The following is a 22,377-nucleotide window of genomic DNA, read 5'->3' as shown; positions in this document are numbered from 1 at the left end:
GGGCGGCCAGATCAAGGCCAACATCACCAAGACCTTCGACAACGGCTACGTCCGCGTCTACGGCAAGTACCTGAACGACCGTACGCCGTCTTACCAGTTCATCCCGATCAAGGTCACCGGCACGAACGCCGATCCGACGTTCACGGCTCCGGCCAACTTCAACCTGAAGACCGACTCTCTCCTGTCGCCGGGCAACAGCAATATCCTGACGCTCGATCAGGACAACAATCTCACCCGCGAAGATATCCGCGGCGGCCAGCACGCCGTGGTCAAGTCGATCGGCCTCGACGCCCAGTTCGACGTGCAGGGCTGGACGATCACCGAGAAGTTCCGCTTTGCCGATATCGGCGGCAGCAACCTGACCGTCCGGCCCATCGCCGTGGCTCCGGCGGCGGCCCTTGCCTTCGCCTATGGCGGCCCGGGCGGCACGCTCAGCTTCGCCACCGGTCCGCAGGCCGGCCAGGCCATCGCCAGCCCGGCCGCGCTCAACGGCAATGGTCTGCTGACGTCTACCGTCCTGATCGATACCAAGATCAAGAGCCTGGACAACGCCACCAACGACATCCGCGCCAGCCGGGTGTGGGACATCGGCGGCGGTGACCTGACCACCACGGTCGGCTTCTACAAGTCGTCCCAGGACTACAAGTCGTTCTGGTCGTTCATCAATGCCCTGACCGACGTCCGCGGCGACGGCGACTCTTCGCTGATCGACGTGAAGAACGCCGCCGGCGTCCTGCAGAGCCAAAACGGCTATCTTGCCTACGGCATTGGCGGCGCGCTCTATCATCGCAGCTACGACGTGAACTATGGCGTCGACGCGCCGTACGCCTCGATCAACTACCACGTCGGAAAGATCGCCGTAGGCGGCAGCCTCCGCTACGACATGGGCAACGTGGATGGCACGCTCTACGGCGCCGAACTCGGCGGCGGTCGTGTCGGCGTGGCTTCGGTCGACATGAACGGCGATGGCAAGATTTCGGTCGCCGAAACGAAGGTCGCCACCCTGCCGCTCGGCCAGCCGGGCCGCGTGAATTACGACTACCACTACCTGAGCTATTCCGCGGGCGTGAACTACCGCATCGCCGAGCAACTGGCGGTCTTCGGTCGCTACAGCCGTGGCGGTCGCGCCTCGGCCGACAAGATCCTGTTCACCCCGGCGGTCAACTACAACACCGGCAAGCTGGTCAACTCGGACAGCGGCTACGACACCGTCAAGCAGGCCGAACTCGGCCTGAAGTACCGGGTCTCGGGCGTAACGTTCAATGTCACCGCCTTTTCGGCGCGGACGGGTGAACAGAACGTCCAGGTGAATAGCAAGGCCGACGGCTCGATCCAGGTCGAGAACATCATCCGCGGCTACAAGGCCAAGGGTGTCGAACTGGAAGCGTCCGTGCGTCGCGGTCCGTTCAGCGTCACCGGCGGCGCCACCTACACGGACGCCAAGATCTCGAAGGATGCGACCCACCCCGACTTCATCGGCAACAAGCCGCGCCACCAGGCCGACTTCATCTACGAAGTCACGCCGCAGGTGGAGCTGAAGTACGCGACTGTCGGCGTCAACGTAATCGGCACCACCAGCAGCTACGCGCAGGACACTAACCAGCTGAAGCTGCCGGCCTACACGCTGGTCAATGCGTTCGTACAGGTCCGTCCGACCGAGAACGTCCAGGTGATGCTCAACGTCAACAACCTGTTCGACAAGCTGGCGCTTTCCGACGTCGAACAGGCCACGATCCCGGCCAGCGGGGTTGTCTTGGGTCGTGCCTATCTCGGCCGGACCGCTTCGGCGACGCTGCGCTACACGTTCTAACGAAAGACTAGGCCGGAGCGCTTGCGCGTTCCGGCCGTGATCTCCAACGAGCCGGCCCCCCGGCATATGGCTCTGCGGCTTCGCCCCGCTCCCGATCTGGGGGTGGGGCGAGGTCGTTTCTACATGCGCTCGGGCGTGGCGATGCCCAGGAGGTCGAGGGCCAGTTCGAGCTGACGCAGGGTGGCCGTCGCAAGGGTCAGGCGCGAGGCCTTCACCGCAGGCTCGCTCAGCATGATCGGGCAGGCCGCGTAGAACTTCGAGAAGGCCTGGCTCAGCCGGTAGGCGTGCTCAGCCAGCGCATTCGGCGCCTTCTTGTCGTAGGCCTCGGTCAACGCGGCGTCGAAGGCGTCCAGCGTGAGCACCAGGTCGCGTTCGGCGGGCTCGGCGACCGTGACGGGGCCGGTCGCGGCGCCTTCGGCCCCCGCCCGGCGCAGCAGGCTCTTCACCCGGACGGCCTGGTAGAGCAGGTAGGGACCGGTCTTGCCCTCGAAGCTGGTGAAGCGGTCGAGGTCGAAGACGTACGACGTGCCACGGAAGTTCTGCAGGTCGGCGAACTTCAGGGCCGCGACGGCCACCTTGCCGGCGATGTCCTCGAACTCGTCGGCGGGCAGGTTCTCCCCGAGGCCGGCTTCCTGTAGGCGCTCGCGAGCCTTGGTGCGGGTCATCTCGATGAGGTCGTTCAGCTTCAGGACGCCGCCCTCGCGGGTCTTGAAGGGCTTGCCGTCGGTCCCGTTCATCGTGCCGAAGCCGATGTGCTCGAGCTGGCCCTCCTCGGCATAGCCGGCGAGGTAGGCGGCGCGGAAGACGATCTCGAAGTGGTCGGCCTGGCGCTGGTCGACGCAGTAGATGACGAGGTCGGGTCCGAACTCGCGCTTGCGGTCCAAGATGGTGGCGAGGTCGGTGGTGCCGTACATCGCCGAGCCTTCGGACGAGACGACCAGCAGGGGCGGGAGGTCGCGTTTATCGCCGTCCCTGGAGACTCGTACAATCCGCGCGCCCTGGTCCTCGACCAGCAGGCCCAGGCTGTCGAGCTCGGCGACCATGTCCTCGATCAGCGGATCGGCGTCGCTCTCGCCCTTCCACCAGTCGAAATCGACGCCGAGCGCGTGGAAATCGCGTTCGAGGGCGACCTGGGTCACGGCGCGGAACTGGCGCCACAGGACATAGCAGCCCGGCTTGTGCGCCTGGAGGTCGGCCGTGAGCTTGCGGGCCCGGTCGCGGTAGGCCGGATCTTCCTTCCCCTTGGCGGCGGCCTGGGGATAGAGCCGGTCGAGGTCGGCCAGGGTGATCTTCTGGAACGCGGCGGGGATGGCGGCGTCCTTGTCGGTCACAGTCTCGATCTGCGCGGCGATGTCGGGGTTCTCGTCCATGACGGCCCCGATCAAGAGGCCCATCTGGTAGCCCCAGTCGCCGAAGTGGGCGTCGCCGATCACGGTGTCGCCGCGGAAGCGGTAGATGCGCTTGATGGCCTCGCCGATGATCGAGGCGCGCAGGTGGCCCACGTGCATCGGCTTGGCGACGTTGGGGCCGCCGTAGTCGACGATGACCTTGCGCGGCTGCTGCACCAGGCCGGCGCCGGCGCGGGCCTCCACGGCGATCGCGTTGGCGCGGTCGGAGAGGGCCGCGTCCGCGACCTTCAGGTTGATGAAGCCCGGACCGGCGATCTCGACGGACAACAGGCGCGGGTCGCCCGAGAGCTTCTCGGCGACGGCGGTGGCGATCTCGCGCGGGTTCTTGCCCAGCCGCTTGGCCGCGGCCAGCGCGCCGTTCGACTGGAAGTCGGCGAGGTCGGGGCGGTCGGACGGGGTGACGCGGCCCAGTTCGGGAGGCGCGCCAAGGGCGGCGAAGGCAGCTTCCACCGCCTCGCCCAGGGCCGTTCTCAGGTCGCTCATGGGTTGGGGGTGTTGCTCGCCTGGCCGACGTTCAGGCGGAAGCGCTTGCCCTCGCGGTTGAAGGCCGCCATCTGCGGCGTCACGTCGAAGCCCACCAGCACCTCGAAGTTCGAACCGGACGTGGCGATCGAGGCGCGGGGAATGGTGATGTTGCCGATGTTCTCGGTGACGTAGACGCGGTCCTCGCCCTCGGGGAAGGTGACCGGAATCTCGAAGATCTGCTTGGCCAGGACCTCGCGGTTGCGGTCGGTGACCGCCACCCAGTAGCGGTAGGTCTTGGTGCGGCCCTCGGCCTGCGGGCCCTTGCCCATCTCGAACAGGACTTCCATCGTCACCTGGATCGGCTGGTCGTCCTTGTACTGGCAACCGGCGGAGATGCCCTGGACCTCGCCCGACCAGGCGACGTTGGCCGAGGCCTCGCGGCCCTCCTTGAATTCCACGTAGCGGGCGGCGTCGTAGAGCGACTTCACGAACGGGCACGGGCCGGCGTTGCGCAGGGCCTGCAGCGGCGCCTGGTTGTCGCCCCACTCCTCGCGCTGCTTGCGCTTCTTGGCGGCTTCCTCCTGCTGCTTGCGCTGATCGGCCTCGGGGTCGCGGCGGCTCTGCGCGTACGACATGGCCGGAACGGCGGTGAGGGTCGCCATCAGGGCGGTGGCGAGGAGGAGGTGGCGGCGCATGAGGGAGCGTCTCGGAAAGCAGGGCCGCGAGGACGTCGCGGGGTCGTAGCGCTAAGTACAGCCTGAGGATTGCGGCTGCAACGCGGCCTGGCGGTTACGGCCGGCGGCCTAGTCGGCGGGTGGCTCCCACAGCTCCACCGGATTGCCTTCGGGATCGTGGATGCGGGCGAAGCGGCCGGTCTCGGCCGTGTCCCACGAGGGATCGGTGGTGACGTCGACACCTGCCGCGCGCAGCCTCGCAAGCAGGGCGTCCAGGCCCTCGACCCGCAGGTTGAGCATCCACGACCGGTCGGCCGGGAAGTAGCCGCTGTCGCGCGGAAACGGCATGAAGACGGTGGGGCCAGCCTGCTGCTGCCAGGGCGAGCCGTCAGCCGTGCCGACGCCCAGGTACTCGCGGTACCAGGCCATCAGCGCCTCGGGCGCGTCCGACCGGAAGAAGAAGCCACCAATGCCCACTGCCGCCATGAGAACTCCCCTGTCCGGACCGAGGCTAGCGGGCCGCTGCGGCGCAGCCAAGCGGGCCGACGTCCCGATGCGCAGGGCGTACCGGTACCCCGCCGCGAGTGACAGGGGCGCCCCGGAGGGCTATCGGCTCGCCGGGTCGGGCGTATGCGCCTCGACGAGCGCGGCCTTGGCGGCTTGGCGCGTGGGGACGTCCAGGGCGCGGAGGATCTGCGAGACGTGATTCCGCACCGTGAAGTGGGAAATGGCCAGGCGGCGAGCGATCTCCTTGTTCGACAGGTCGCCGAGCAGCAGGGGCAAGATCGCGGCCTGGCGCTGAGTAAGACGCACCGGCGGCGGCGCCGGCTCAAAGCCGTCGGGCAGGCGCATCCGGCGAAGGGCCCCGGCGGGCAGGATCTCGCGCAGTTTCGCCAGCGTGGCGGCGTCGTCTGGATCGAGGATCGCGACGAGGGCCACGCTGGCGTCGGCGCGTACTGGGGAAGCAAGCGACATGACGCGCGAACCTACCGCCCGGACCGGCCGGGCTTCACCCGCAATGCTTTCGGCCGTTGGCGGACGCCGATGAACCGCGGAGGTTTTCGACCAATGGCGATGGGCCGATGACGGGCGTTGTGGAGAGAGAGCTTCCGACAGCGGATGCGTCCCGGGAACTTGACCGGTCGTTCCGGCGCCCGCTGCTGATCGCGACCCTGCGGCTGAGCGCGATCTTCTGGCCGGCGATGCTCGTTTTGGACTTGCTCTTGGCGGTGTTGGTGGGGGTCGAACCCTTCCATCTCGTCGGCTACAAGCTGATCCTCTATGGCCTGTCGGCCGTGATCACGTTCGGCATGTCCGTGCTGCTGTTCCGTGCGCGCGGCATGTCGTTCCTGCAGAAGGCGGTGGCCTGCACCCTGCTGGCCGTGGGCGGCGCGCCCCTGTTCGCCGTGATCGACTACGCCATCGGCGTGATCTGTCTGTATCCGAAGCCCCTCGCCTACGACCCCCTGAACTTCGGCTACGCGATGATCTACGGCGGCGCCGCATTCCTCGGCTGGTCGTGCCTGTTCGTGGCCATGCTCTACAGCTTCGAGGTCGTTGACCGGGAGCGCCGGCTGGCGGCCGTTCGCGAGGAGGCGCTGGCGGCGCAGATGCGGGCGCTGCGCTACCAGGTGAATCCGCACTTCCTGTTCAACACACTGAATTCCATCGGCGGCCTCATCGAGGAGGGCGCCGGCGGGCGCGCGGAGCGGATGCTCCTTTCGCTGTCGACCTTCCTGCGCGCCACCCTGGCGTTGGACCCGATGCAGGACGTGTCGCTGTCGCAGGAAATGGCCCTGCAGACTGAATACCTGGACGTAGAGCGGGAGCGCTTCAGCGACCGGATGTCGGTCAAGATCGACGTGCCCGAGGAGGTGCGCGAGGCGCTGGTGCCCAGCCTGATCCTGCAGCCCCTCGTCGAGAACGCCGTAAAGCATGGCGTGGGCGCGACCGTCGGGCCGGTGGAGATCTTGTTGCAGGCGCGCCGGATCGGCGAGCGCCTGCACCTCTCGATCGAGAACGACATGCCGGTGGAAGGTGCCCAGGTCGCGCGGCCGGGCGCCGGCATCGGACAGCGGAACGTGGCGGAACGGATCGACGCGCGGTTCCAGGGCGCAGCGCGGTTCGACGCTGGCCGCGGCGGTCCGGGACGCTACCGAGCATCGCTCGAACTGCCGCTGAGGTTCGCATGAGCGGGCTGACGGTACTGGTGGTCGACGACGAGCCGCTGGCGCGCCGGCGTATCCTGAGACTGCTGGCGAAGGAGGAGGGACTGGGCCGGATCGAGGCGGTCGGCGACGTCGCCGAGGCCTGCCGCACCGCGGAGACGCTGCGGCCCGACATCCTTCTCCTGGACATCCAGATGCCGGGCGGCGACGGCTTCCAGTTGCTGGACCAGTTGGCCCAGGCCCCGCCGGCGGTGGTGTTCGTGACTGCCTTCGACCACCACGCGCTGCGGGCCTTCGACGCCGACGCGGCGGACTATGTGACCAAGCCCATCGAGCCGGGTCGCTTTCGCGCGGCGATGGCGCGGGCTCGGCGGCTGGCCGGCCTGCAGGCGCGCGAGGAGCGGATCGCCGAACTGCAGGAGACGGTGGCTGCATTGCGCGGGGCCCTGGGCGAGCAGGCGCGGGCGCCGATGGACTTCTGGGTGCGGGCCCGAGGTGAGCACCTTCGCGTCTCTGCGGACGACGTCGTGCGGTTCCAGGCCGAGCGCGACTACGTGCGGATCCACGTCGCCGGGGCGAACTACCTGCACCGAGAGAGCCTCGCCTCGTTGGAGCGGCGGCTGGACGCGGAGGCGTTCGTGCGGATCCACCGCAGCACGATCGTGCGCCGGCGGGCCGTCGTGAAGGTACGGCCCGGCCCGTTCGCGGCCCTGGTGGCGGTGCTGGCCGACGGCAGCGAGGTGAGGGTCGGGCGCACCTACGAGGCCCAGATGCGGGCTGTTCTCGGGCGGACGTGACGTCCCCTAGCGGTGTACCGGTACGCCGCCGAGGCTCGGCTAAGCCGCGGCCCTCGCTAGGGTAGAGCCATCTGTCGTAACCGGCGGCCGCCCACGACCCCTGTGCGGGACGGCGCCGCCGCTCCGGAGGGGTTCATGTCCAAGTTGCTTACCAGCGTTTTGCTGTCCCTGGCCGCCGGGTCCCTGGCCCTGGAAGCCGCCGGGCCCGCGTCCGCCACCGTCCTGCTCTCGGAGCCGGGCGTCTCGGCGTTCCGGCCGACGCCGGGGTCGTACACGTTCTTCTTCGACGCGCCGGTCGAGGGCGAGGGCACGATCGACTTCGGCCTGGTCGGGCGGGGCACCATCGACGGCCAGGGCGCGACCTGCGGCGCCAATGAGTGCGACGACACCTTCACCCTGATCCTGAACGGCAACGACCTGTTCCAGGGCCTTTTCCACATGGGCGGCCTGGGCGTCGACCTCGTGCTGTTCTCGCCCGGCGGCGCGACTGTCTCGGCGACGTCCGGCGCCCTGGGCGAAGGCGGAACCGCCACGCTTTCGCTGCCGGCGGTGTTCCGCAACGGCATGAACAGTCTGACGTTCGTCTACACCGGCCTCGACCAGGGGATGGACGACGAGGCCTGGGCCATCGCCGACCTGACGGTGCGGGACAATGTGGCGGGGGTCCCGGAGCCGTCGTCCTGGGCGCTGATGATCGCCGGCTTCGGCCTGGCGGGCGCGGCGCTGCGCCGCCGCTCGGCGCGGCCAGTGGGGCGGCCGGCCTGAACCCGGGCCACGGAGCCATCATGCGCACCGCCTTCTTTGTCGCCCTCATCGCCGCGACCGTTCCGGCCGCGGCGTCCGCGGCGACCTGCGAACAGAGCTTCGCCAAGCGCGGCAGCGTGCTGAGCGGGCTCAATTTCACCGCCCAGGTCGATGTCGCCGACCTTACGCCCGCCAGCGCCATCGGCCAGATGCGCGGGGCGGCGGTGGCCGGCAAGTACGACGTCATCCTCGAAGAGGCCGACGCCGGCAGCCTCCTCATCGAGCAGCCGGCGGCCGGCTCGGCGCGCCGCATCCCGATCGTCGTCACGGCCACCCAGACGGGGAGTGCGGGGACGGTGCGCATGGAGGTCAAGATGCCGGCGGGCATGAGCGCGCCTGCTGATGGCGTCCGCGCCGAGGTGTGTGGGATGCTAAGCCAGCTCAAGGGCGGCCGGGCAGGTCTCGCCGCCGCGGCGCAGGGCATGGGGGCAAAGTCGGTGAGCGCGCCCATCCGCATCGACGCGGTGACCCTCTCGACGCAGTTCGCCCGCGAGTCGCTGAAGAACGATGCCGCGCTGCCGCTCCGCTACAAGGGCAAGGCCTTCAGCGTGTGGGGCTCGGTCAATCACGTGATGAAGGACGGCGAGTACTTCCGCGTGGCGTTCGATACGCCCGAGGCGCGGGACCGGGCCATCCGTTTCGACCTGCCGGGCGACCCGGCCTTTATGGTCAACATCAGTTGCCTGATGGCGAAGGGGCAGAACGCCTACGCCCTGACGTTGAAGAAGGGCGCGCTGATCCGCCTGACCGGCACGTTCTTCGAATACGACACGTTCAAGCACACGGTCTGGCTGAACGAGTGCCGGCCATCGAACTAGGGCCGGCGACCTAGAGTTCGATCATGTCGAAGTCGGCCTTCGCAGTGCCGCACATGGGGCAGACCCAGTCGGCGGGAATGTCCGCCCAGCGGGTCCCGGGAGCGAGGCCTTCGGCCGGATCGCCGGCCTCCTCGTCGTAGATGTAGCCGCAGGTTCGGCACTGCCACGTCTTGTATGGCGCGTCGGTCATGTTGGGCGTCCTTCCGTCCCGAAGCTGAGGCGCAGCGTGGCGATGCTGGTCTCGCGGATCGGGTCTAGGTTCGTGCGAGGGTCCACCAGCATCTGCATCGACAGACCTAACAGCAGGCTGCCGACCATCAGGGCGGCTGCGCGGGGGTCGAGCTCGCGGCGGATCGAGCCTTCGGCCTGGCCGCGGCGGAAGAGGTCTTCCAGGCGACGCTCGATGCGCTCGTGCTCCTCGGCGAAGGCGGGGCGCAGCTCGGTGGCGTCGGCCACGGCGGCGGACAGCAGCATGAAGTAGGCGCGGCCGTCGTGCTCGCCGGCCAGGGCGCGAAGATAGACGTCGACGAACGCCAGCACGGCCTCGAGCCCGGGCAGGTCGTCGATGTCGTTGTCGAGAAGCCCCGCCTCCTGGCGCTCGTGCAGATGTCGGATCACCGCCTCGATCAGGCCCTGCTTGGAGCCGAAACGCTGGGTGGCGAGCCCCCGGCTGTAGCCGGCCTGCCGGCCGATGGCGTCGAACGTCGCCGCGCTCACGCCCTCGCGCGCCACCACGGCGATGGCGGCCTCCACGAGGCTGCGGCCCGACTCGTCGCGCCGTTCGGCCTGGGTCCGGCGCGCCGGACGGGGAGGGGAGAGTTGGTCGATCATGCTCGCAAGATAATTGTTGGTCGTATAGTTACTTGATGCTACGGCTAAGGCAAGCGTTCCCTGAGCGGACGCAAGTCGAGGAAGCAGACCGATGATGATCCCGCAGGACCTGGCCGACACGATCGTCGATCCCCGCGCGTACCAGGACCGCAGCCGCAGCGATGCGGCCTTCACCCGCCTGCGGGCCGAGGCGCCGCTGGCGGTGGCCCAGCCGGAAGGGTTCGATCCGTTCTGGGTGGTCACCCGCTTCGACGACATCCAGGCCGTGGAGAAGCAGAACGAGCTGTTCCACAACGGCGACCGCTCGACGGTGGTGACGACCATTGAGGCCGACAAGAAGGTGCGCGCCATGATGGGCGGCTCGCCGCACCTCGTCCGCTCGCTGGTCCAGATGGACAACCCCGACCACTTCGCCTACCGGCGCCTGACACAAGCCTGGTTCCTGCCGCAGAACCTGCGCGGGCTGGAGGCGCGGATCCGCGAGATCGCCCGGGGCTTCGTAGATCGGATGGCCGCGCGCGGCGATCGCTGCGACTTCGCCCGCGACGTGGCGTTCCTCTATCCGCTGCACGTGATCATGGAAGTGCTGGGCGTCCCGGAGGTCGACGAGCCGCGGATGCTGAAGCTGACCCAGGAGCTGTTCGGCAGCGCCGACCCGGACGTGAACCGCTCGGGCCAGGCGCTTACCGACACCGACCAGGCTCTGGCGTCGCTGCAGGCCACGGTCATGGACTTCATGACCTACTTCAACGCCATGACCGAGGATCGGCGGCAGAACCCCCGCAACGACCTGGCCAGCGTGATCGCCAATGGCGCCATCGAGGGCCAGCCGCTCGGCCACCTGGAGGCCATGAGCTACTACATCATCGCCGCGACCGCGGGGCACGACACGACGTCGAACACCACGGCAGGCGCCATGTGGGCGCTGTGCGAACACCCGGACCAGTTCGCCAAGCTGAAGGCAGATCCGTCGAAGATCGCCGGCCACGTCGAGGAGTCGATCCGGTGGGAGACCCCGGTGAAGCACTTCATGCGCACCGCCACGGACGATGCGGAGCTGGCGGGTCAAAAGATCGCCAAGGGCGACTGGCTGATGCTCTGCTATCCTTCGGGCAACCGGGACGAGGCGCATTTCACGGATCCGTTCCGCTACGACATCGAGCGGACGCCGAACAAGCACGTGGCGTTCGGCTATGGCGCGCACGTCTGCCTCGGCCAGCATCTGGCGCGGATGGAGATGCGGATCCTCTGGGAGGAACTGCTGCCGCGCCTGGCCAGCGTGGAACTGGACGGGACACCTACGCGCACGGCGGCCAGCTTCGTCTGCGGACCGAAGTCGGTGCCGATCCGCTTCAAGATGCACTGAGGCTTCGCGGGTTCGGCGCTGGAACTGACCAGCCCGGGGCACTAGGTTCCGGGCCATGTCGAGCCGTCCGCCCCTCACCGTCCTGCTGGCCAGCCCGCGCGGCTTCTGCGCGGGGGTGGACCGGGCGATCCAGATCGTGGAGCGGGCGATCGAGAAGTTCGGCGCGCCGGTCTATGTGCGCCACGAGATCGTGCACAACCGGCACGTCGTGGACCGGCTGAAGGCCATGGGCGCGGTGTTCGTCGAGGAACTGGACGAGTGCCCGGCCGACCGGCCGGTGGTGTTCTCGGCGCACGGCGTGCCGAAGTCGGTGCCGGCCGAGGCGAAGTCGCGGCAGATGCTGTACCTGGATGCGACGTGCCCGCTGGTCTCCAAGGTGCACGTCGAGGCGGGCCGCCATTTCGACGCCGGCCGCGAGATCGTGCTGATCGGCCACGCCGGCCACCCCGAGGTGGTGGGCACCATGGGTCAGCTTCCCGAGGGCGCGGTGGCGCTGATCGAGACCGTGGACGACGCCCAGGCGTTCATGCCGAAGGACCCGGCCAACGTGGCGTTCGTGACCCAGACGACCCTGTCGGTCGACGACACGGCGGACATCGTCGAGGCGCTGAGGACGCGCTTCCCGGGGATCGCCGCGCCGCACAAGGAAGACATCTGCTACGCCACCACCAACCGCCAGGAGGCGGTGAAGGCGATCGCGGCGCGGTCGCAGGCGCTGCTGGTGCTGGGCAGCGCGAACTCGTCGAACTCGGTCCGGCTGGCCGAGGTCGGCCGGCGCACGGGGGCGGCCGCCTATTTGATCGACGACGCCTCGGCGCTGGACCTTGGCTGGCTGGACGGGGTGGCGACCGTGGGTGTCACCGCCGGGGCCTCGGCGCCCGAGGTGCTGGTGCAGGGCGTGATCGACAAGCTGGCGGGCCGCTTCGACGTGACGGTCGAGGAGATCGATACCGCGCGCGAGACGGTGACGTTCAAGCTGCCGCGCGCTGTGGCCTGACGGCGGCGCGACGGTCGCGTCGGGGACGGGATTGGTCGCAGATCGCCGGCGGCTTGGTCGCTAGGTCGCAATCGCGGCGACATCGGCGGCGCCGGCGGGTGAAGGCATGGTCCGATCCGCCAGGAAAGGCCTCCAGCATGTTCCGCCGCGCCCGCGCACTCGCCGCCTTCGCCCTCCTCTGTCTTGCTAATCCGGTTGTCGCCCAGGACGCCGACACTCCCCCGCAGTCCTACGCGCCGGCTTCAGGGGAGGCATCCGCCGCTTGCCCCGCGCCGGCGCGCAAGGCGGGCGGCCTTGGCGCACTGATGTCGGCTGCCGGCCGGGCCGGCGCGGGCGACCTGTTGAACGGTCGCTCGGGCCAGCTTCTTGGCTCGGGCAAGCGCGGGGCAATCGCCGGAGCGGTTCTCGGCTCGGCGCTCAAGGCGGCCGACAGCGAGGGCGGAGGCGCCGGCGCCGACTACGCCGCCGCCCCGCAGCCGGGCGTGTACGGAAGCCGCAAGGCTCAGGTGGCCGCGATGGCCGCGACCGCCGTCATCGGCATGGCTCGCGCGCACGCCGCGCAGGCGCCGCAAGCCTGCGGAAGCTGACGGATCAGGCCGGCGCCGCCGCTGTTGGCGAGCGGCCCCGTGCCCGAGCCTTCGACCTGGGCGCTGATGATCGCGGGTTTCGGCCTGGCCGGCGCGGCCCTGCGTCGCCGGGACGAGGCTCAGCCCTCGAACCGGTCGAACGTGCGGTTGTAGCGGCGCAGGAAGGCGCGGCCGCGGGCGTGGGGGTCCGCGGCCCAGCCTTCACGAGCCACGGCTTCGAAGCAGCCGTCCCCGGAGGGCGAGATCTGCAGGGTGTCGCCCACACTGACGTGCAGGGCCTTCATCGCGTCTTCGGTGAGGACGACCGCCACCCGGTCACCCACGCGCTCGACCTTGAGCTCGATCATGGCTGCCTCCGCGAGGTGCTGACCTCTTACCACAAATCGGCGGCGCGCGGAGGAGCTTGACCCGCCCCGCGACGTACAGCACTGGCGTCCGCATGGCGGTCTACACCGACATCACCGACGACGAGCTGGCCGCGCTGCTGGCCGATTTCGACCTGGGCGCACCGCTGGCGTTCAAGGGCATAGCCGAGGGCGTCTCGAACTCGAACTTCCTGCTGGAGACCGAGGCGGGGCGGTTCATCCTGACCGTCTACGAGGCCCGGACCAACCCCGACGACCTGCCGTACTTCCTGGAACTGATGCGCTGGCTGGCGCGGCGGGGCTATCCGTCGGCCGAGCCGATGGCGGACCGGGACGGCCGGCTCATCAAGCACGTACGCGGCAAGCCCTGCGCGATCACAGGCTTCCTGAACGGGCTGTCGGTGCGGCGGCCGACGGCGGCGCACTGCCGGGAGGCGGGCGTCGGCTTGGCGGGCCTGCACCTGGCGGGCCAGGGCTTTCCCATGAGCCGCGAGAACGACCTGGGCCAGGCGGCCTGGGCGACGATGTTCGAGGGGCTGGAAGGCGCCGCCGACGGGCTGAAGCCGGGCCTGGCGAAGACCATCGCGACCGACCTGGCGATGCTGGCGGCGCGCTGGCCGAAAGGGTTGCCGGAGGGCGTCTGCCACGCCGACTTCTTCCCGGACAACGTGTTCTTCACGGGCGGCAAGTTCTCGGGCGCCATCGACTTCTATTTCGCCTGCACCGAGGCCTTCGCCTACGACGTCGCGGTGGCGCTGAACGCCTGGTGTTTCGAGCCGGACGGCAGCTTCAACATCACCTCGGCGCGGCAGTTCCTGAGCGGCTACGAGAGCCTCCGCCCGCTGTCGGACGCCGAGCGGGGAGCCTTGCCGGTGCTGGCGCACGGGGCGGCGATGCGGTTCTTCCTGACGCGCCTCTACGACTGGGGCGCGACGCCGGCCGGGGCCCTGGTGAAGCCGAAGGACCCGCTGGAGTACGAGCGTAAGCTGGCGGTGCACCGCGCCTCGCCCGACCTGGTGCTGTTCGGAGCGCCGGCCCAGTGACGCCCGGCGTGACGATCTACACCGACGGCGCCTGCTCGGGGAATCCGGGGCCGGGCGGCTGGGGCGTCATCCTGATGCATGGGGAAAAGACCAAGGAGCTGTCCGGCGGCGAGTTGGCGACCACCAACAACCGCATGGAGCTGATGGCGGCGATCCAGGCGCTGGAGGCGCTGAAGAAGCCCTGTCAGGTCGAGCTGCACACCGACAGCCAGTACGTCCAGAAGGGCATCCATGAGTGGATCCACTCATGGAAGCGCCGCGGCTGGCGGACCGCCGACGGCAAGCCGGTGAAGAACGACGACCTGTGGCGGCGACTGGACGAGGCCCGCGCGCGCCATGAGGTGAAGTGGAAGTGGGTGAAGGGCCACGCCGGTCACGAGCTCAACGAGCGCGCCGACGAACTGGCGCGGCAAGGCCTGAAGGACACCCTGGAAGCCGCGCGGCCGGCGAAGTAGCGCTTCAGAACTGGCGGGTGAGCGTGACGCCCACGGTGCGCGGCCGTTGCGGCGTCGCCAGCGTCGTCGTGCGCAGCAGGAACGGGTTGCCGAAGGCCAGGGTGTCGCCGCGGCGGTTCAGCAGGTTGTCGGCGAAGATCCGCGCCGTGAGGTCCGTTCCCGACAGGGCGGCAGAAAGGCGCAGGTCGCCGTATCCTCCCATGACCGGCGCGGTGACGGCGTCGAAGGCGAGACGCGAGCGGCCGACGTAGGCGAACGTGGCGCGCAGCTCCAGATCCCAGGTCGCGGCGAGGGGGCGGTTGTAGGCGGCGGAGGCGGCGTAGGAGAGCTTCGGCACGCCGGGCAGGCCTGTGTCGGCCCGCGCCGGCAGGCCCGCCTCGGGGTAGCGCAGCTCAGGCTCCTGCCAGACGACGTTGCCGGCGACTTCGAAGGGCCCGCGGCGCCAGGTCGCCTCGGCCTCGATGCCGCGGCTGCTTCCGTCACCCAGGTTGGCCGTGAACGGCAGGCCCGAGGGCAGCAGGATGTCGGCCTGGATGTCCGTCCAGTCGGCGCGGAAGGCGGCGAGGCGGAGGGCCAGCCCCAGGGCAGGCGAGCGCCAGCGCCCGCCGGCCTCGTAGCTCCACAGTTCGTCGCCCGCATAGCGGCGGAGGGGCTGGGCGCCTCCCGTCTCGGAGAAGACCTGATCTGCAGGACCGCTCGTGTTGAAGCCGGGCGTGCGGTACCCCTCCGCCGCCTGGGCATAGAGCGTGACGTTCGGCCAGGGCCGGTAAGCGAGGACGAACCGCGGCGCGAAGCCGTTGTAGCGGGTCGAGCCCCGGAAGGTGCGCACCGGCGCGCCGAGAGAGACCTCGGACCACGTGTGGAGCCGGGACTGGAACAGTCGCCCACCCGCTGTCGCGGTCAGCGTCGGCGTCAGGTCGTACGAAACCTCGCCGAAGGCGGCGGCCTCGCGCAGGCGGTCGCGGCGGGCCTCCTCATAGCCTGTTGGCCCCTCGACCGTGGTGAGGCGTCCTTCCAGCGTCTGGTTGCCGAACGCGGCGAAGAGGCCGGCCTTCCACTGGAACCGGCCTGGCCCGGCCGACGCGGCGCGGCCCTCGGCGACGAGGGCGCGGATCTCGTTCCGGTCGGTGAAGCTGCGTGGCCGAGCGCCGGCCGGGACCAGCGCCATGGGCGCTGCGGTGGCGTCGTAGGTGGTGCCGACATCGTGGTCCAGGGCGCCGAGACTCAGGGTGAGCCTGCCCCAGGAGGGGGACCAGCGGGCGCCCAGCGCGCCGGCCACGAAGTCGTTGTCGTGAGGCTGGGCGATCGTGGAGGACCGGGAAAGCGTTCCGACCGCCGGGTCGGCATAGTGCGCGTCGCGGGTGTCGATGTTCTGTTCCATCACCACCGCATCCAGGTCGAAGTCTGGCGCGACCCGCCACAGCAGGGTGGCGCGCACGCCCACGCGGCGAGTCCGATCCACGTCCTTGAGCCCGCGGCCCACGTCGTCGATGGTCCCGCCGCTCTGCTCGGACCAAGCGACCGCGCGCACCGCGCCGTCACCGTCGCCGAACGGCTGATTGAAGATCCCCTGGAGTTCGTAGGAGCCGGCGCTGTGGGCGGTGGCCGATAGGGTGGCGGAGAGGCTTCCTGCGCGGGCGGATGGGTCGGGCGCGTTCGGCACGATGTGCAGCACGCCGCCGATCGATCCGGCGCCATAGAGCGAACCCTGCGGGCCGCGAAGCACTTCGACCCGGGCGACGTCGGCCAGGGGCAGGTCGGGGTCCGGTGCGTTGTCCGTCAGGCGCAGGTCGCCGAGGTAGAGGCCCACGGTCGACTGGGTGTGGCCGGTGAGAGGACCGTCGGAGAGGCCACGCAAGATCACCTTGTCGCGGCCGGGACCCAGGTTGGTCACCGTGACGCCAGCGGCCAGCAGAGAGAGGTCGCGTACGTCGGCGACGCCGGCGCGAGCGAGTTCGGCCCCGCCGACGGCCGTCAGTCCGGATGCGGACTGCGACAGGAGCTGTTCGGTCTTGTCGGCGGTGACCACCAGTTCGGCGAGGTCGGCCTCGGCCGGGTGCGCGGCCGGCGCGGGCGCCGGCCTGGACGTCGACGCCGGCGCGACGGGGGCAGGGCGGATCACGACGGTACGGGCGTCGGGCCGGCGCGCGACGCAGGCCGAGCCGGCCAGCAGGCGGCCGAGGGCCGCATCGACGCTCATGCGGCCGGAGACACCGGCGCGGCCGTCGCAGCGGGCGCCCGGGGCGAAGCCGAGGGAAATCCCGGCCTGTCTGGCGAGGACGAGGAGCGCCAACTCGCGCGGCTGGTCGGGAATTGAAAAGGCGACCTCGGCTGCGTGGGCGCCAGCCGGCAACGCAAGCCCCACGGCCGCGGTCAACCCGACGATCCGCCCGCGTGGCGGCCTTCCCCTCATCGTGATCCCGACATCCGGCGCGTCTAGCGACGCAGGCTGAGTCGCACACTATCGGTTTGGCGCTCGACCCGCACGGGGAGGAACTGGGAAAGGCTGCCGAGCATGGCGTCCTCAGGACCGATGTTGAGAACTGCGGTGACGCGCAGGGCCCGCGCGTCAGGCGCCACCACGATCGGGTGGCCCGCATAGCGGCCAAGGGTTTCAGCCACCTCGGTGAGCGGCGCATCCTGGAACACGAGCCGGCCGCCGGTCCAGGCGAGCGCCGCGTCGGGATCGACCGCGGCCACCGTGTCGGCCTGACGGCCTTTGCGATGGGTGAGCGACTGGCCCTTGGTCAGTCTTGCCAGCGGCTTCGTGTTGGGCGCGCCAGCCGGGCGCACTTCGACGACCCCCCGACGGACGGCGACCGAGACGTCGCCCTTCTGGTGCAGGACGTTGAATTCGGTGCCGACCACGCGGATCTCGCGCTCGCCCGCGTCGATGTAGAATGGCCGGCTGGGGTCCTTCGCCACGTCGAAGACGGCCTCGGCGTCGGCCATCACCACCCGCCGCTCGCGCCGGCCCAGCTTCGCCGTCAGGTGGGAGCCGCCGTTGATGGTGATCCGCGTGCCGTCGGCCAGCGCCACCACCTGCCGCTGGCCGGGGGCGGTGTCGAACACCTGGGTGCGCGGCATGTTCGACCAGATCGTCGCGCCGATGACGGTCGTGGCCACCAGGCTGGCTGCGATCGCGCCCATGCGCATGACGCCCCGGCGGCTGGGCCGGGCGGGCAGGGCGGCGACGTTGGTGGTCGCCGATGCGGGTGCGTCGTCGAGGTCGGACCAGACCTGTTCGATCGCCTCATAAGCCCGCTGGTGGACCGGGCTCTCGGCCAGCCAGCTCTCGAAGCCCAGCCAGTCCGCCTCGTCCGCGTCGTCGGACGCCAGGCGCACGTGCCAGAAGGCGGCGCGCTCGCGCACGGCCTCCGGGATCGGCGTTGTGTCGGACGTTGCGCTCATGGCGTGACGGGAACCTCCTGGCCCATAGACGACGCCGCCGGCGCGGAACCGCAATTCATCGATCCGCCTCCACCGAAAGCGCCTTGAGCGCGGTCATGATGTACTTCTCGACGGAGCTGCGCGAGACGCCCATGCGGGCCGCGACCTCCCCATGGCTGAGCCCATCGAACTTGTGGAGGCGGAAGGCGGAGGCGACCTGCGGCGGCAGGCGGTCCAGCGCCGCCAGCAGGCGCTGCAGGCGCTGGCGCGACGCCACCGCCTCGTCCGCGGGCGGTTCCTGCGCGATCGGCTCGGGCCCGTCGCCGGCGCCGGCCTGGCTCCAGGCGTGGTCGCGGGCGGCCGCGCGGCGCTGCGCCTTAGCGCGGTCCAGCATCAGGTTCGAGCCCATGCGGTAGAGAAAGGCCTCCGGATTGCGCAGGTCGGCCGGCGTCTCGGTCTCGGTGAGCTTCACATAAAGGTCCTGGACCACGTCCTCGGCCGCGGCGGCCGAACCGGTGCGCAAGGTGAAGAAGCGCACGAGGTCCGCCCGCTTGCGAAGGTAAGCGGCGATCAGCGGCGGCGGATCGGCCATGCGCGGGCGGAACTCCGGTAGGTCGGAACGCGACTGTTCGGACATTCGCCGCCGCCGCGCAACCCGCGGGGGCGCCAAAACATCGCAGGCTGTTGAGGAGGTTCGCGACGGGCGTCGTCTGGAGAGCAAGGGGCGCCATGCGGAGGTCCGAACGTTGAGTGAGCTTTCCTGCCTTGAAGACGACCGGTCCAACGTGGTCCGGCTGCCGTCGTGCAAGGCGCAAGCCGTTGTCGCGGGGCCGGGTCATGGTCGCCGCGCGGACCTGGAGGCCTTCATCGCGCAGCGGTTCGCGCGGGCCTATGGCGCAGAGGTCACCGCCGACCATCCGTTGATCGCCGGACTTGTTGCGCCCGACGGCGAGGTGCTGGCGGCGGCCGGCGTGCGGTTCGCGGAAGCCGGGCCGCTCTTCCTGGAGCGCTATCTGGATCGGCCGATCGAGGCCGAGGTGGGTCGCGTCCTGGGCGGCCCGGCGCCGCGCGACGCCATCGCCGAGATCGGCGCCTTCGCGTCCACCCACCCGGCGTGGTCGATGCAGCTCTTCGAAGCCCTGCCGCCGTGGCTCGCGGGGCTGGCCGGCCGTCGCTTCGCGGTGGCGACGCTGCGCCCGGAGCTGGCCCGCATGCTCGGCCGCTCGGGCTTCGGCCTGCGCACGATCGCCGACGCGGACCCTTCGCGGCTGGGCGACGAGGCCTCGGCCTGGGGCAGCTACTATGCGGGCGCGCCCCGGATCTACGCTGGCCGCGTGGGGACCGCCGACGCCCTGACCCTGATGCGCGAACGCCTGCGGGCCCGGGCCATGGAGCGTCATGCTCGGCGGATCGCGAGGGCCTCGGCGTGAGCAAGGTCCTCGAAGCCATCGCCCGCCGGGCGCGCGAGGCGCCCGACGTCGCGGCCCTGACCGACGGGCGCGCCGCCTACGGCTGGGCGGCTCTGGAGCGTGAGGTCGCCGCGGCGGCGGCCTGGCTCAGCGCGCAGCTCGCGGGCTTGCCCGAGACGGCGCCGGTGGCGCTCGCCCTCGACAATTCGCCGGCCTGGGTCGTCCTCGACCTGGCGCTCGCCAGTCTTCGCCGCCCATCCCTTCCGCTGCCGCCGTTCTTCACGGCGGAACAGCGCCGCCACGCGCTGGCCGATGCAGGCGCCTGCCTGCTGCTCAGCGCGCCCGCCACGGTCAGCACCCCCATCGCGACCGTGGCGGGACAGGCGGTCTCGGCTCAACCCCTAGACCTGCCGGCGCGGCCCCTGCATCCAGGGACCGCCAAGATCACCTACACCTCGGGCTCCACGGGCGCCCCAAAAGGCGTTTGCCTGTCGCAGGATCAGCTCGAAGCCGTGGCCGCCTCCCTGGTGGAGACCATCGGGGCCGAGTTCGCGGGGCGCCACCTGGCCGTGCTGCCGCTGGGCGTGCTGCTGGAGAACGTGGCCGGCCTCTACCCCACGCTGCTGGCCGGCGGCTGCTACGACGTGCGCCCGCTCGCCGAACTGGGCTTCGGCCAGGGTCCGCGTCCGGATCTGTTGCGCCTGGTGGAGGCTGCCGCGAGCGCCGAGGCCACCAGCCTGATCCTGGTGCCGGAGCTGCTGCGCGGCCTGATGGCGACCCTGTTCCTCAGTGGCCGCAAGCTGCCTTCGCTGAAGCTGGTGGCGGTGGGGGGCGCGAAAGTGGCGCCCCAGCTCATCGCCGGGGCCCGCAGCATCGGCTTGCCGGCCTACGAGGGCTACGGCCTCAGCGAGTGCGGATCGGTGGTGGCCCTCAACACGCCCCATGCCGACCGCGCCGGCAGCGTCGGCCGGGTGCTTCCGCACCTGGGCGTCTCCCTCACGGAAGACGGCGAGATCGTCGTCGGGCCGCAGCCCTTCCTGGGCTACGTCGGCGGACCGCCGCAGCAGGGCGCGTACCGCACCGGCGACCTTGGCGAGCTGGACGCGGACGGCTGGCTGAAGATCACGGGCCGCAAGTCCAACGTCCTGATCACCTCGAACGGCCGCAACGTCGCGCCCGAGTGGGTGGAGAGCGAGTTGCTGGCCGAACCCGAGATCGCCCAGGCGGCGGTGTTCGGCGAGGCGGCCACCAGCCTCTGCGCACTGCTGGTCCCGACCCGGGCCGACCTGGCCGCCGCCGCGATCGAGGAGGCGGTGGCGCGGGTGAACGCCCGCCTGCCGGACTACGCCCGCGTCGGTCGCTGGCGCGGCTCGGCGCCCTTCGACCCCACCCGCGGCGAGGTGACCGCCAACGGCCGTCCGCGCCGCCAGGTGCTCCACGCGACACACCGCGACTTCATCGAACAGCAAGCCTGAGGATACTCCCCATGTCCTTCTTCCAAGAGCTCGAGCGGGCGACCGCTGACGAGCGAACGGCCCTCTATTGCGTGCCGCAGCTCGTGGACGGCGTCCGCGGACGCATCACCCGCGACACCTATGTGGCCTACCTGGCCCAGGCCTACCATCACGTCAGCCATACCGTCCCGCTGCTGACCCGGGCGCGGGATGGCATGGACGACGCCCACGCGACCTTCCGCGCCGCTCTGGAGGAGTACATCTCCGAGGAGACCGGCCACGAGAAGTGGATCCTTAACGACATCGCCCGCTCGGGCGGCGACGCCGAGGCGGTGCGCGCCGGCGGCCCCGCGCCCGCCACCGAGCTGATGGTCGCCTTCGCCTACGACTACGTCTCGCGGGTCAACCCGATGGGCATGTTCGGGATGGTCTATGTGCTGGAGGGCACCAGCATCGCCCTCGCCACGGCGGGCGCGTCTGCGGTCGCCACCTCGCTGGGGTTGGGGCCGGAGTGCTTCTCCTATCTCACCTCGCACGGGTCCCTCGACCAGGAGCACATGGCGTTCTTCGCCAAGCTCATGGATCAGGTGCACGATCCCCGAGACCAGGCCGCTATCATCCACGTCGCCAAGCGGGTCTTCGTCCTGTTCGCCGACATGTTCCGGTCGATCCCGCACACCCCGGAGCTGGCGCATGCGGTTTAGGGGCGAGAGCGTCCTCATCACCGGCGGCTCGGGGGACCTGGGCGGCCGCATCGCCGCGCAGCTCATGGCCGAAGGCGCCGACGTGACGGTGCTGGACCGCCAGGCGCCGGCCCAGCCGGGCGTGCGCTTCGTCCCCTGCGACCTCTCCACGCCAGAGGGGGCCGACGCGGCCGCGGCCGAGCTCGCCAAGCTGCCGTGCGACCGGCTGATCCACCTGGCCGGGATCCTATATTTCGGGCCGGCCGAGGCCGAGCCGCTGGCGCAACTGGAGCGCACGCTGAACATCAACCTGCTCGCGCCCATGCGGCTGTCGCAGGCGGTGGTCCCCGCGATGCGCAAACGCGGCCGCGGGCAGATCGCCTTCGTGGGCTCGATCTTCGGCTCGATCAACTTCGCCCACTTCGCCAGCTATTCGAGCTCGAAGGCCGGCCTCCGCGCCTACAGCCAGGCGCTGCGGCGCGAACTCGCGGGGACGGGCGTCGATATCACCTACGTCGCGCCGCGTGCGGTGAAGACCGGCTTCAACTCGGGCAAGGTCCTGGAGTTCGCGGCCTTGACCAAGATGAACATGGACCCTCCGGGGCCGGTCGCCAGGCGCATCGTGGATGCTGTCGCCGCCCGCCGCGGGGATGTCTACCTGGGCTTTCCGGAATCCCTCTTCGTGCGCGTCAACGCCATCGCACCGCGACTGGTGGACCGGGCGCTGGCCGCCAGCGACCGGAAGGTGGCGGCGCTCTTCGATTGAGGAGGGTCGACGCGAGCGCCGGTCCTTCGGCCTGCACGGCCGGCGATCGCGCCGGCGGCAAAGGTTTGAGGACCCTCGCTCCCGGC

The 22,377-nt window shown here is 70.2% G+C and carries 25 protein-coding genes; 15 read left to right on the top strand and 10 right to left on the bottom strand.

The annotated features are described in order from the left end of the window. On the top strand, window positions 1–1,810 hold a 1,810-nt coding region (locus Q0L11_RS04595; RefSeq protein ID WP_296595688.1), incomplete at its 5' end, for a TonB-dependent receptor. Window positions 1,811–1,929: 119 nt separating this feature from the next. On the opposite strand, the gene argS is transcribed toward Q0L11_RS04595, so the two are convergent. The 4 genes from argS to Q0L11_RS04575 form a co-directional block, all read right to left on the bottom strand. Beyond that, window positions 1,930–3,702 carry an arginine--tRNA ligase gene (gene argS / locus Q0L11_RS04590; RefSeq protein WP_296595687.1) on the bottom strand — a complete coding sequence of 591 codons (1,773 nt, stop codon included), beginning with the start codon at window positions 3,700–3,702 and terminating at the stop codon, window positions 1,930–1,932. Further along, window positions 3,699–4,379, bottom strand: coding sequence for a Tat pathway signal sequence domain protein (locus Q0L11_RS04585; RefSeq protein WP_296595686.1), 681 nt, complete (start codon window positions 4,377–4,379; stop codon window positions 3,699–3,701). The genes argS and Q0L11_RS04585 overlap by 4 nt, the downstream gene beginning before the upstream one ends. A 108-nt stretch (window positions 4,380–4,487) precedes the next feature. Beyond that, entirely contained in the window at window positions 4,488–4,844 is a 357-nt protein-coding gene (locus Q0L11_RS04580) for a VOC family protein (protein ID WP_296595685.1), read from the bottom strand. Between the two features lie 120 nt (window positions 4,845–4,964). After that, window positions 4,965–5,333, bottom strand: coding sequence for a LuxR C-terminal-related transcriptional regulator (locus tag Q0L11_RS04575; protein ID WP_296595684.1), 369 nt, complete (start codon window positions 5,331–5,333; stop codon window positions 4,965–4,967). 254 nt (window positions 5,334–5,587) lie between these two features. Here Q0L11_RS04575 and Q0L11_RS04570 point away from each other — a divergent pair, with 254 nt between their 5' ends. From Q0L11_RS04570 to Q0L11_RS04555, 4 genes are all read left to right on the top strand, one after another. After that, window positions 5,588–6,550, top strand: coding sequence for a sensor histidine kinase (locus Q0L11_RS04570; RefSeq protein ID WP_296595691.1), 963 nt, complete (start codon window positions 5,588–5,590; stop codon window positions 6,548–6,550). Continuing rightward, on the top strand, window positions 6,547–7,323 hold the full coding sequence (locus Q0L11_RS04565; protein WP_296595683.1) for a LytTR family DNA-binding domain-containing protein: 777 nt from the start codon (window positions 6,547–6,549) through the stop codon (window positions 7,321–7,323). Before Q0L11_RS04570 ends, Q0L11_RS04565 begins: the two co-directional genes overlap by 4 nt. A 135-nt stretch (window positions 7,324–7,458) precedes the next feature. Next, window positions 7,459–8,088: a PEPxxWA-CTERM sorting domain-containing protein gene (locus Q0L11_RS04560; RefSeq protein ID WP_296595682.1), complete on the top strand. Its 630-nt coding sequence runs from the start codon at window positions 7,459–7,461 to the stop codon at window positions 8,086–8,088. Window positions 8,089–8,108: 20 nt separating this feature from the next. Next, entirely contained in the window at window positions 8,109–8,945 is an 837-nt protein-coding gene (locus tag Q0L11_RS04555; protein ID WP_296595681.1) for a hypothetical protein, read from the top strand. Between the two features lie 10 nt (window positions 8,946–8,955). Here Q0L11_RS04555 and Q0L11_RS04550 read toward each other — a convergent pair whose 3' ends face one another. Then, on the bottom strand, window positions 8,956–9,135 hold the full coding sequence (locus Q0L11_RS04550) for a rubredoxin (RefSeq protein WP_296595680.1): 180 nt from the start codon (window positions 9,133–9,135) through the stop codon (window positions 8,956–8,958). After that, window positions 9,132–9,776 carry a TetR/AcrR family transcriptional regulator gene (locus Q0L11_RS04545; RefSeq protein ID WP_296595678.1) on the bottom strand — a complete coding sequence of 215 codons (645 nt, stop codon included), beginning with the start codon at window positions 9,774–9,776 and terminating at the stop codon, window positions 9,132–9,134. The genes Q0L11_RS04550 and Q0L11_RS04545 overlap by 4 nt, the downstream gene beginning before the upstream one ends. 91 nt (window positions 9,777–9,867) lie before the next feature. Between Q0L11_RS04545 and Q0L11_RS04540 the strand changes: the two genes are divergently transcribed. The 4 genes from Q0L11_RS04540 (at window position 9,868) to Q0L11_RS24645 (ending at window position 12,879) form a co-directional block, all read left to right on the top strand. Continuing rightward, on the top strand, window positions 9,868–11,142 hold the full coding sequence (locus Q0L11_RS04540) for a cytochrome P450 (RefSeq protein ID WP_296595676.1): 1,275 nt from the start codon (window positions 9,868–9,870) through the stop codon (window positions 11,140–11,142). A gap of 55 nt (window positions 11,143–11,197) precedes the next feature. Further along, on the top strand, window positions 11,198–12,139 hold the full coding sequence (gene ispH / locus Q0L11_RS04535; RefSeq protein ID WP_296595675.1) for a 4-hydroxy-3-methylbut-2-enyl diphosphate reductase: 942 nt from the start codon (window positions 11,198–11,200) through the stop codon (window positions 12,137–12,139). A gap of 137 nt (window positions 12,140–12,276) precedes the next feature. Next, window positions 12,277–12,726 (top strand): hypothetical protein, encoded by a 450-nt coding sequence (locus tag Q0L11_RS04530; RefSeq protein ID WP_296595674.1) that lies wholly within the window; start codon window positions 12,277–12,279, stop codon window positions 12,724–12,726. 39 nt (window positions 12,727–12,765) lie between these two features. Further along, the gene (locus Q0L11_RS24645) at window positions 12,766–12,879 is read left to right on the top strand and encodes a PEPxxWA-CTERM sorting domain-containing protein (protein WP_367183357.1); all 114 of its coding nucleotides are present in this window, start codon (window positions 12,766–12,768) and stop codon (window positions 12,877–12,879) included. Here the strand turns inward: Q0L11_RS24645 and Q0L11_RS04525 are convergent. Then, on the bottom strand, window positions 12,846–13,073 hold the full coding sequence (locus tag Q0L11_RS04525) for a hypothetical protein (protein WP_296595673.1): 228 nt from the start codon (window positions 13,071–13,073) through the stop codon (window positions 12,846–12,848). The two genes, Q0L11_RS24645 and Q0L11_RS04525, sit on opposite strands and share 34 nt — an antisense overlap. 92 nt (window positions 13,074–13,165) lie before the next feature. Between Q0L11_RS04525 and thrB the strand changes: the two genes are divergently transcribed. Both thrB and rnhA read left to right on the top strand, forming a co-directional pair. After that, entirely contained in the window at window positions 13,166–14,134 is a 969-nt protein-coding gene (gene thrB / locus Q0L11_RS04520) for a homoserine kinase (protein WP_296595689.1), read from the top strand. Continuing rightward, window positions 14,131–14,589, top strand: coding sequence for a ribonuclease HI (rnhA, locus tag Q0L11_RS04515; protein WP_296595671.1), 459 nt, complete (start codon window positions 14,131–14,133; stop codon window positions 14,587–14,589). Before thrB ends, rnhA begins: the two co-directional genes overlap by 4 nt. Window positions 14,590–14,593: 4 nt before the next feature. Here rnhA and Q0L11_RS04510 read toward each other — a convergent pair whose 3' ends face one another. Genes Q0L11_RS04510 through Q0L11_RS04500 form a run of 3 tightly spaced genes read right to left on the bottom strand, consistent with a single transcriptional unit; the run spans window position 14,594 to window position 18,616 of the window. Continuing rightward, window positions 14,594–16,966, bottom strand: a complete 2,373-nt coding sequence (locus Q0L11_RS04510) for a TonB-dependent receptor (RefSeq protein ID WP_296595670.1) — start codon at window positions 16,964–16,966, stop codon at window positions 14,594–14,596. A gap of 59 nt (window positions 16,967–17,025) precedes the next feature. Then, complete coding sequence (locus Q0L11_RS04505; RefSeq protein ID WP_296595669.1) at window positions 17,026–18,000, bottom strand: FecR domain-containing protein; 975 nt, start codon at window positions 17,998–18,000, stop codon at window positions 17,026–17,028. 55 nt (window positions 18,001–18,055) lie between these two features. Further along, entirely contained in the window at window positions 18,056–18,616 is a 561-nt protein-coding gene (locus Q0L11_RS04500; protein WP_296595667.1) for an RNA polymerase sigma factor, read from the bottom strand. Between the two features lie 109 nt (window positions 18,617–18,725). Between Q0L11_RS04500 and Q0L11_RS04495 the strand changes: the two genes are divergently transcribed. Genes Q0L11_RS04495 through Q0L11_RS04480 form a run of 4 tightly spaced genes read left to right on the top strand, consistent with a single transcriptional unit; the run spans window position 18,726 to window position 22,291 of the window. After that, window positions 18,726–19,409: a thermostable hemolysin gene (locus Q0L11_RS04495; RefSeq protein WP_296595666.1), complete on the top strand. Its 684-nt coding sequence runs from the start codon at window positions 18,726–18,728 to the stop codon at window positions 19,407–19,409. Beyond that, the gene (locus Q0L11_RS04490) at window positions 19,406–20,863 is read left to right on the top strand and encodes an AMP-binding protein (RefSeq protein WP_296595665.1); all 1,458 of its coding nucleotides are present in this window, start codon (window positions 19,406–19,408) and stop codon (window positions 20,861–20,863) included. Before Q0L11_RS04495 ends, Q0L11_RS04490 begins: the two co-directional genes overlap by 4 nt. A gap of 11 nt (window positions 20,864–20,874) precedes the next feature. Further along, a complete protein-coding gene (locus tag Q0L11_RS04485) occupies window positions 20,875–21,546 on the top strand; it encodes an iron-containing redox enzyme family protein (RefSeq protein ID WP_296595664.1) in 672 nt (223 codons plus the stop codon). Next, window positions 21,536–22,291 (top strand): SDR family NAD(P)-dependent oxidoreductase, encoded by a 756-nt coding sequence (locus Q0L11_RS04480; RefSeq protein WP_296595663.1) that lies wholly within the window; start codon window positions 21,536–21,538, stop codon window positions 22,289–22,291. Before Q0L11_RS04485 ends, Q0L11_RS04480 begins: the two co-directional genes overlap by 11 nt. The last annotated feature ends 86 nt before the right edge of the window (window positions 22,292–22,377 follow it).

Origin of the sequence: Phenylobacterium sp. (assembly GCF_024508875.1) — a bacterium.
Classification (GTDB): domain Bacteria; phylum Pseudomonadota; class Alphaproteobacteria; order Caulobacterales; family Caulobacteraceae; genus Phenylobacterium.
This window is presented reverse-complemented; position numbering and strand designations above follow the sequence as displayed.

Bases quoted from the DNA above. Each gene is read 5' to 3' on its own strand.
- argS (WP_296595687.1), bottom strand. From the start codon at position 3,702: ATGAGCGACCTGAGAACGGCCCTGGGCGAGGCGGTGGAAGCTGCCTTC.
- Q0L11_RS04585 (WP_296595686.1), bottom strand. From the start codon at position 4,379: ATGCGCCGCCACCTCCTCCTCGCCACCGCCCTGATGGCGACCCTCACC.
- Q0L11_RS04580 (WP_296595685.1), bottom strand. From the start codon at position 4,844: ATGGCGGCAGTGGGCATTGGTGGCTTCTTCTTCCGGTCGGACGCGCCC.
- Q0L11_RS04575 (WP_296595684.1), bottom strand. From the start codon at position 5,333: ATGTCGCTTGCTTCCCCAGTACGCGCCGACGCCAGCGTGGCCCTCGTC.
- Q0L11_RS04565 (WP_296595683.1), top strand. From the start codon at position 6,547: ATGAGCGGGCTGACGGTACTGGTGGTCGACGACGAGCCGCTGGCGCGC.
- Q0L11_RS04560 (WP_296595682.1), top strand. From the start codon at position 7,459: ATGTCCAAGTTGCTTACCAGCGTTTTGCTGTCCCTGGCCGCCGGGTCC.
- Q0L11_RS04555 (WP_296595681.1), top strand. From the start codon at position 8,109: ATGCGCACCGCCTTCTTTGTCGCCCTCATCGCCGCGACCGTTCCGGCC.
- Q0L11_RS04550 (WP_296595680.1), bottom strand. From the start codon at position 9,135: ATGACCGACGCGCCATACAAGACGTGGCAGTGCCGAACCTGCGGCTAC.
- Q0L11_RS04545 (WP_296595678.1), bottom strand. From the start codon at position 9,776: ATGATCGACCAACTCTCCCCTCCCCGTCCGGCGCGCCGGACCCAGGCC.
- Q0L11_RS04540 (WP_296595676.1), top strand. From the start codon at position 9,868: ATGATGATCCCGCAGGACCTGGCCGACACGATCGTCGATCCCCGCGCG.
- ispH (WP_296595675.1), top strand. From the start codon at position 11,198: ATGTCGAGCCGTCCGCCCCTCACCGTCCTGCTGGCCAGCCCGCGCGGC.
- Q0L11_RS04530 (WP_296595674.1), top strand. From the start codon at position 12,277: ATGTTCCGCCGCGCCCGCGCACTCGCCGCCTTCGCCCTCCTCTGTCTT.
- Q0L11_RS04525 (WP_296595673.1), bottom strand. From the start codon at position 13,073: ATGATCGAGCTCAAGGTCGAGCGCGTGGGTGACCGGGTGGCGGTCGTC.
- thrB (WP_296595689.1), top strand. From the start codon at position 13,166: ATGGCGGTCTACACCGACATCACCGACGACGAGCTGGCCGCGCTGCTG.
- Q0L11_RS04505 (WP_296595669.1), bottom strand. From the start codon at position 18,000: ATGAGCGCAACGTCCGACACAACGCCGATCCCGGAGGCCGTGCGCGAG.
- Q0L11_RS04500 (WP_296595667.1), bottom strand. From the start codon at position 18,616: ATGTCCGAACAGTCGCGTTCCGACCTACCGGAGTTCCGCCCGCGCATG.
- Q0L11_RS04485 (WP_296595664.1), top strand. From the start codon at position 20,875: ATGTCCTTCTTCCAAGAGCTCGAGCGGGCGACCGCTGACGAGCGAACG.
- Q0L11_RS04480 (WP_296595663.1), top strand. From the start codon at position 21,536: ATGCGGTTTAGGGGCGAGAGCGTCCTCATCACCGGCGGCTCGGGGGAC.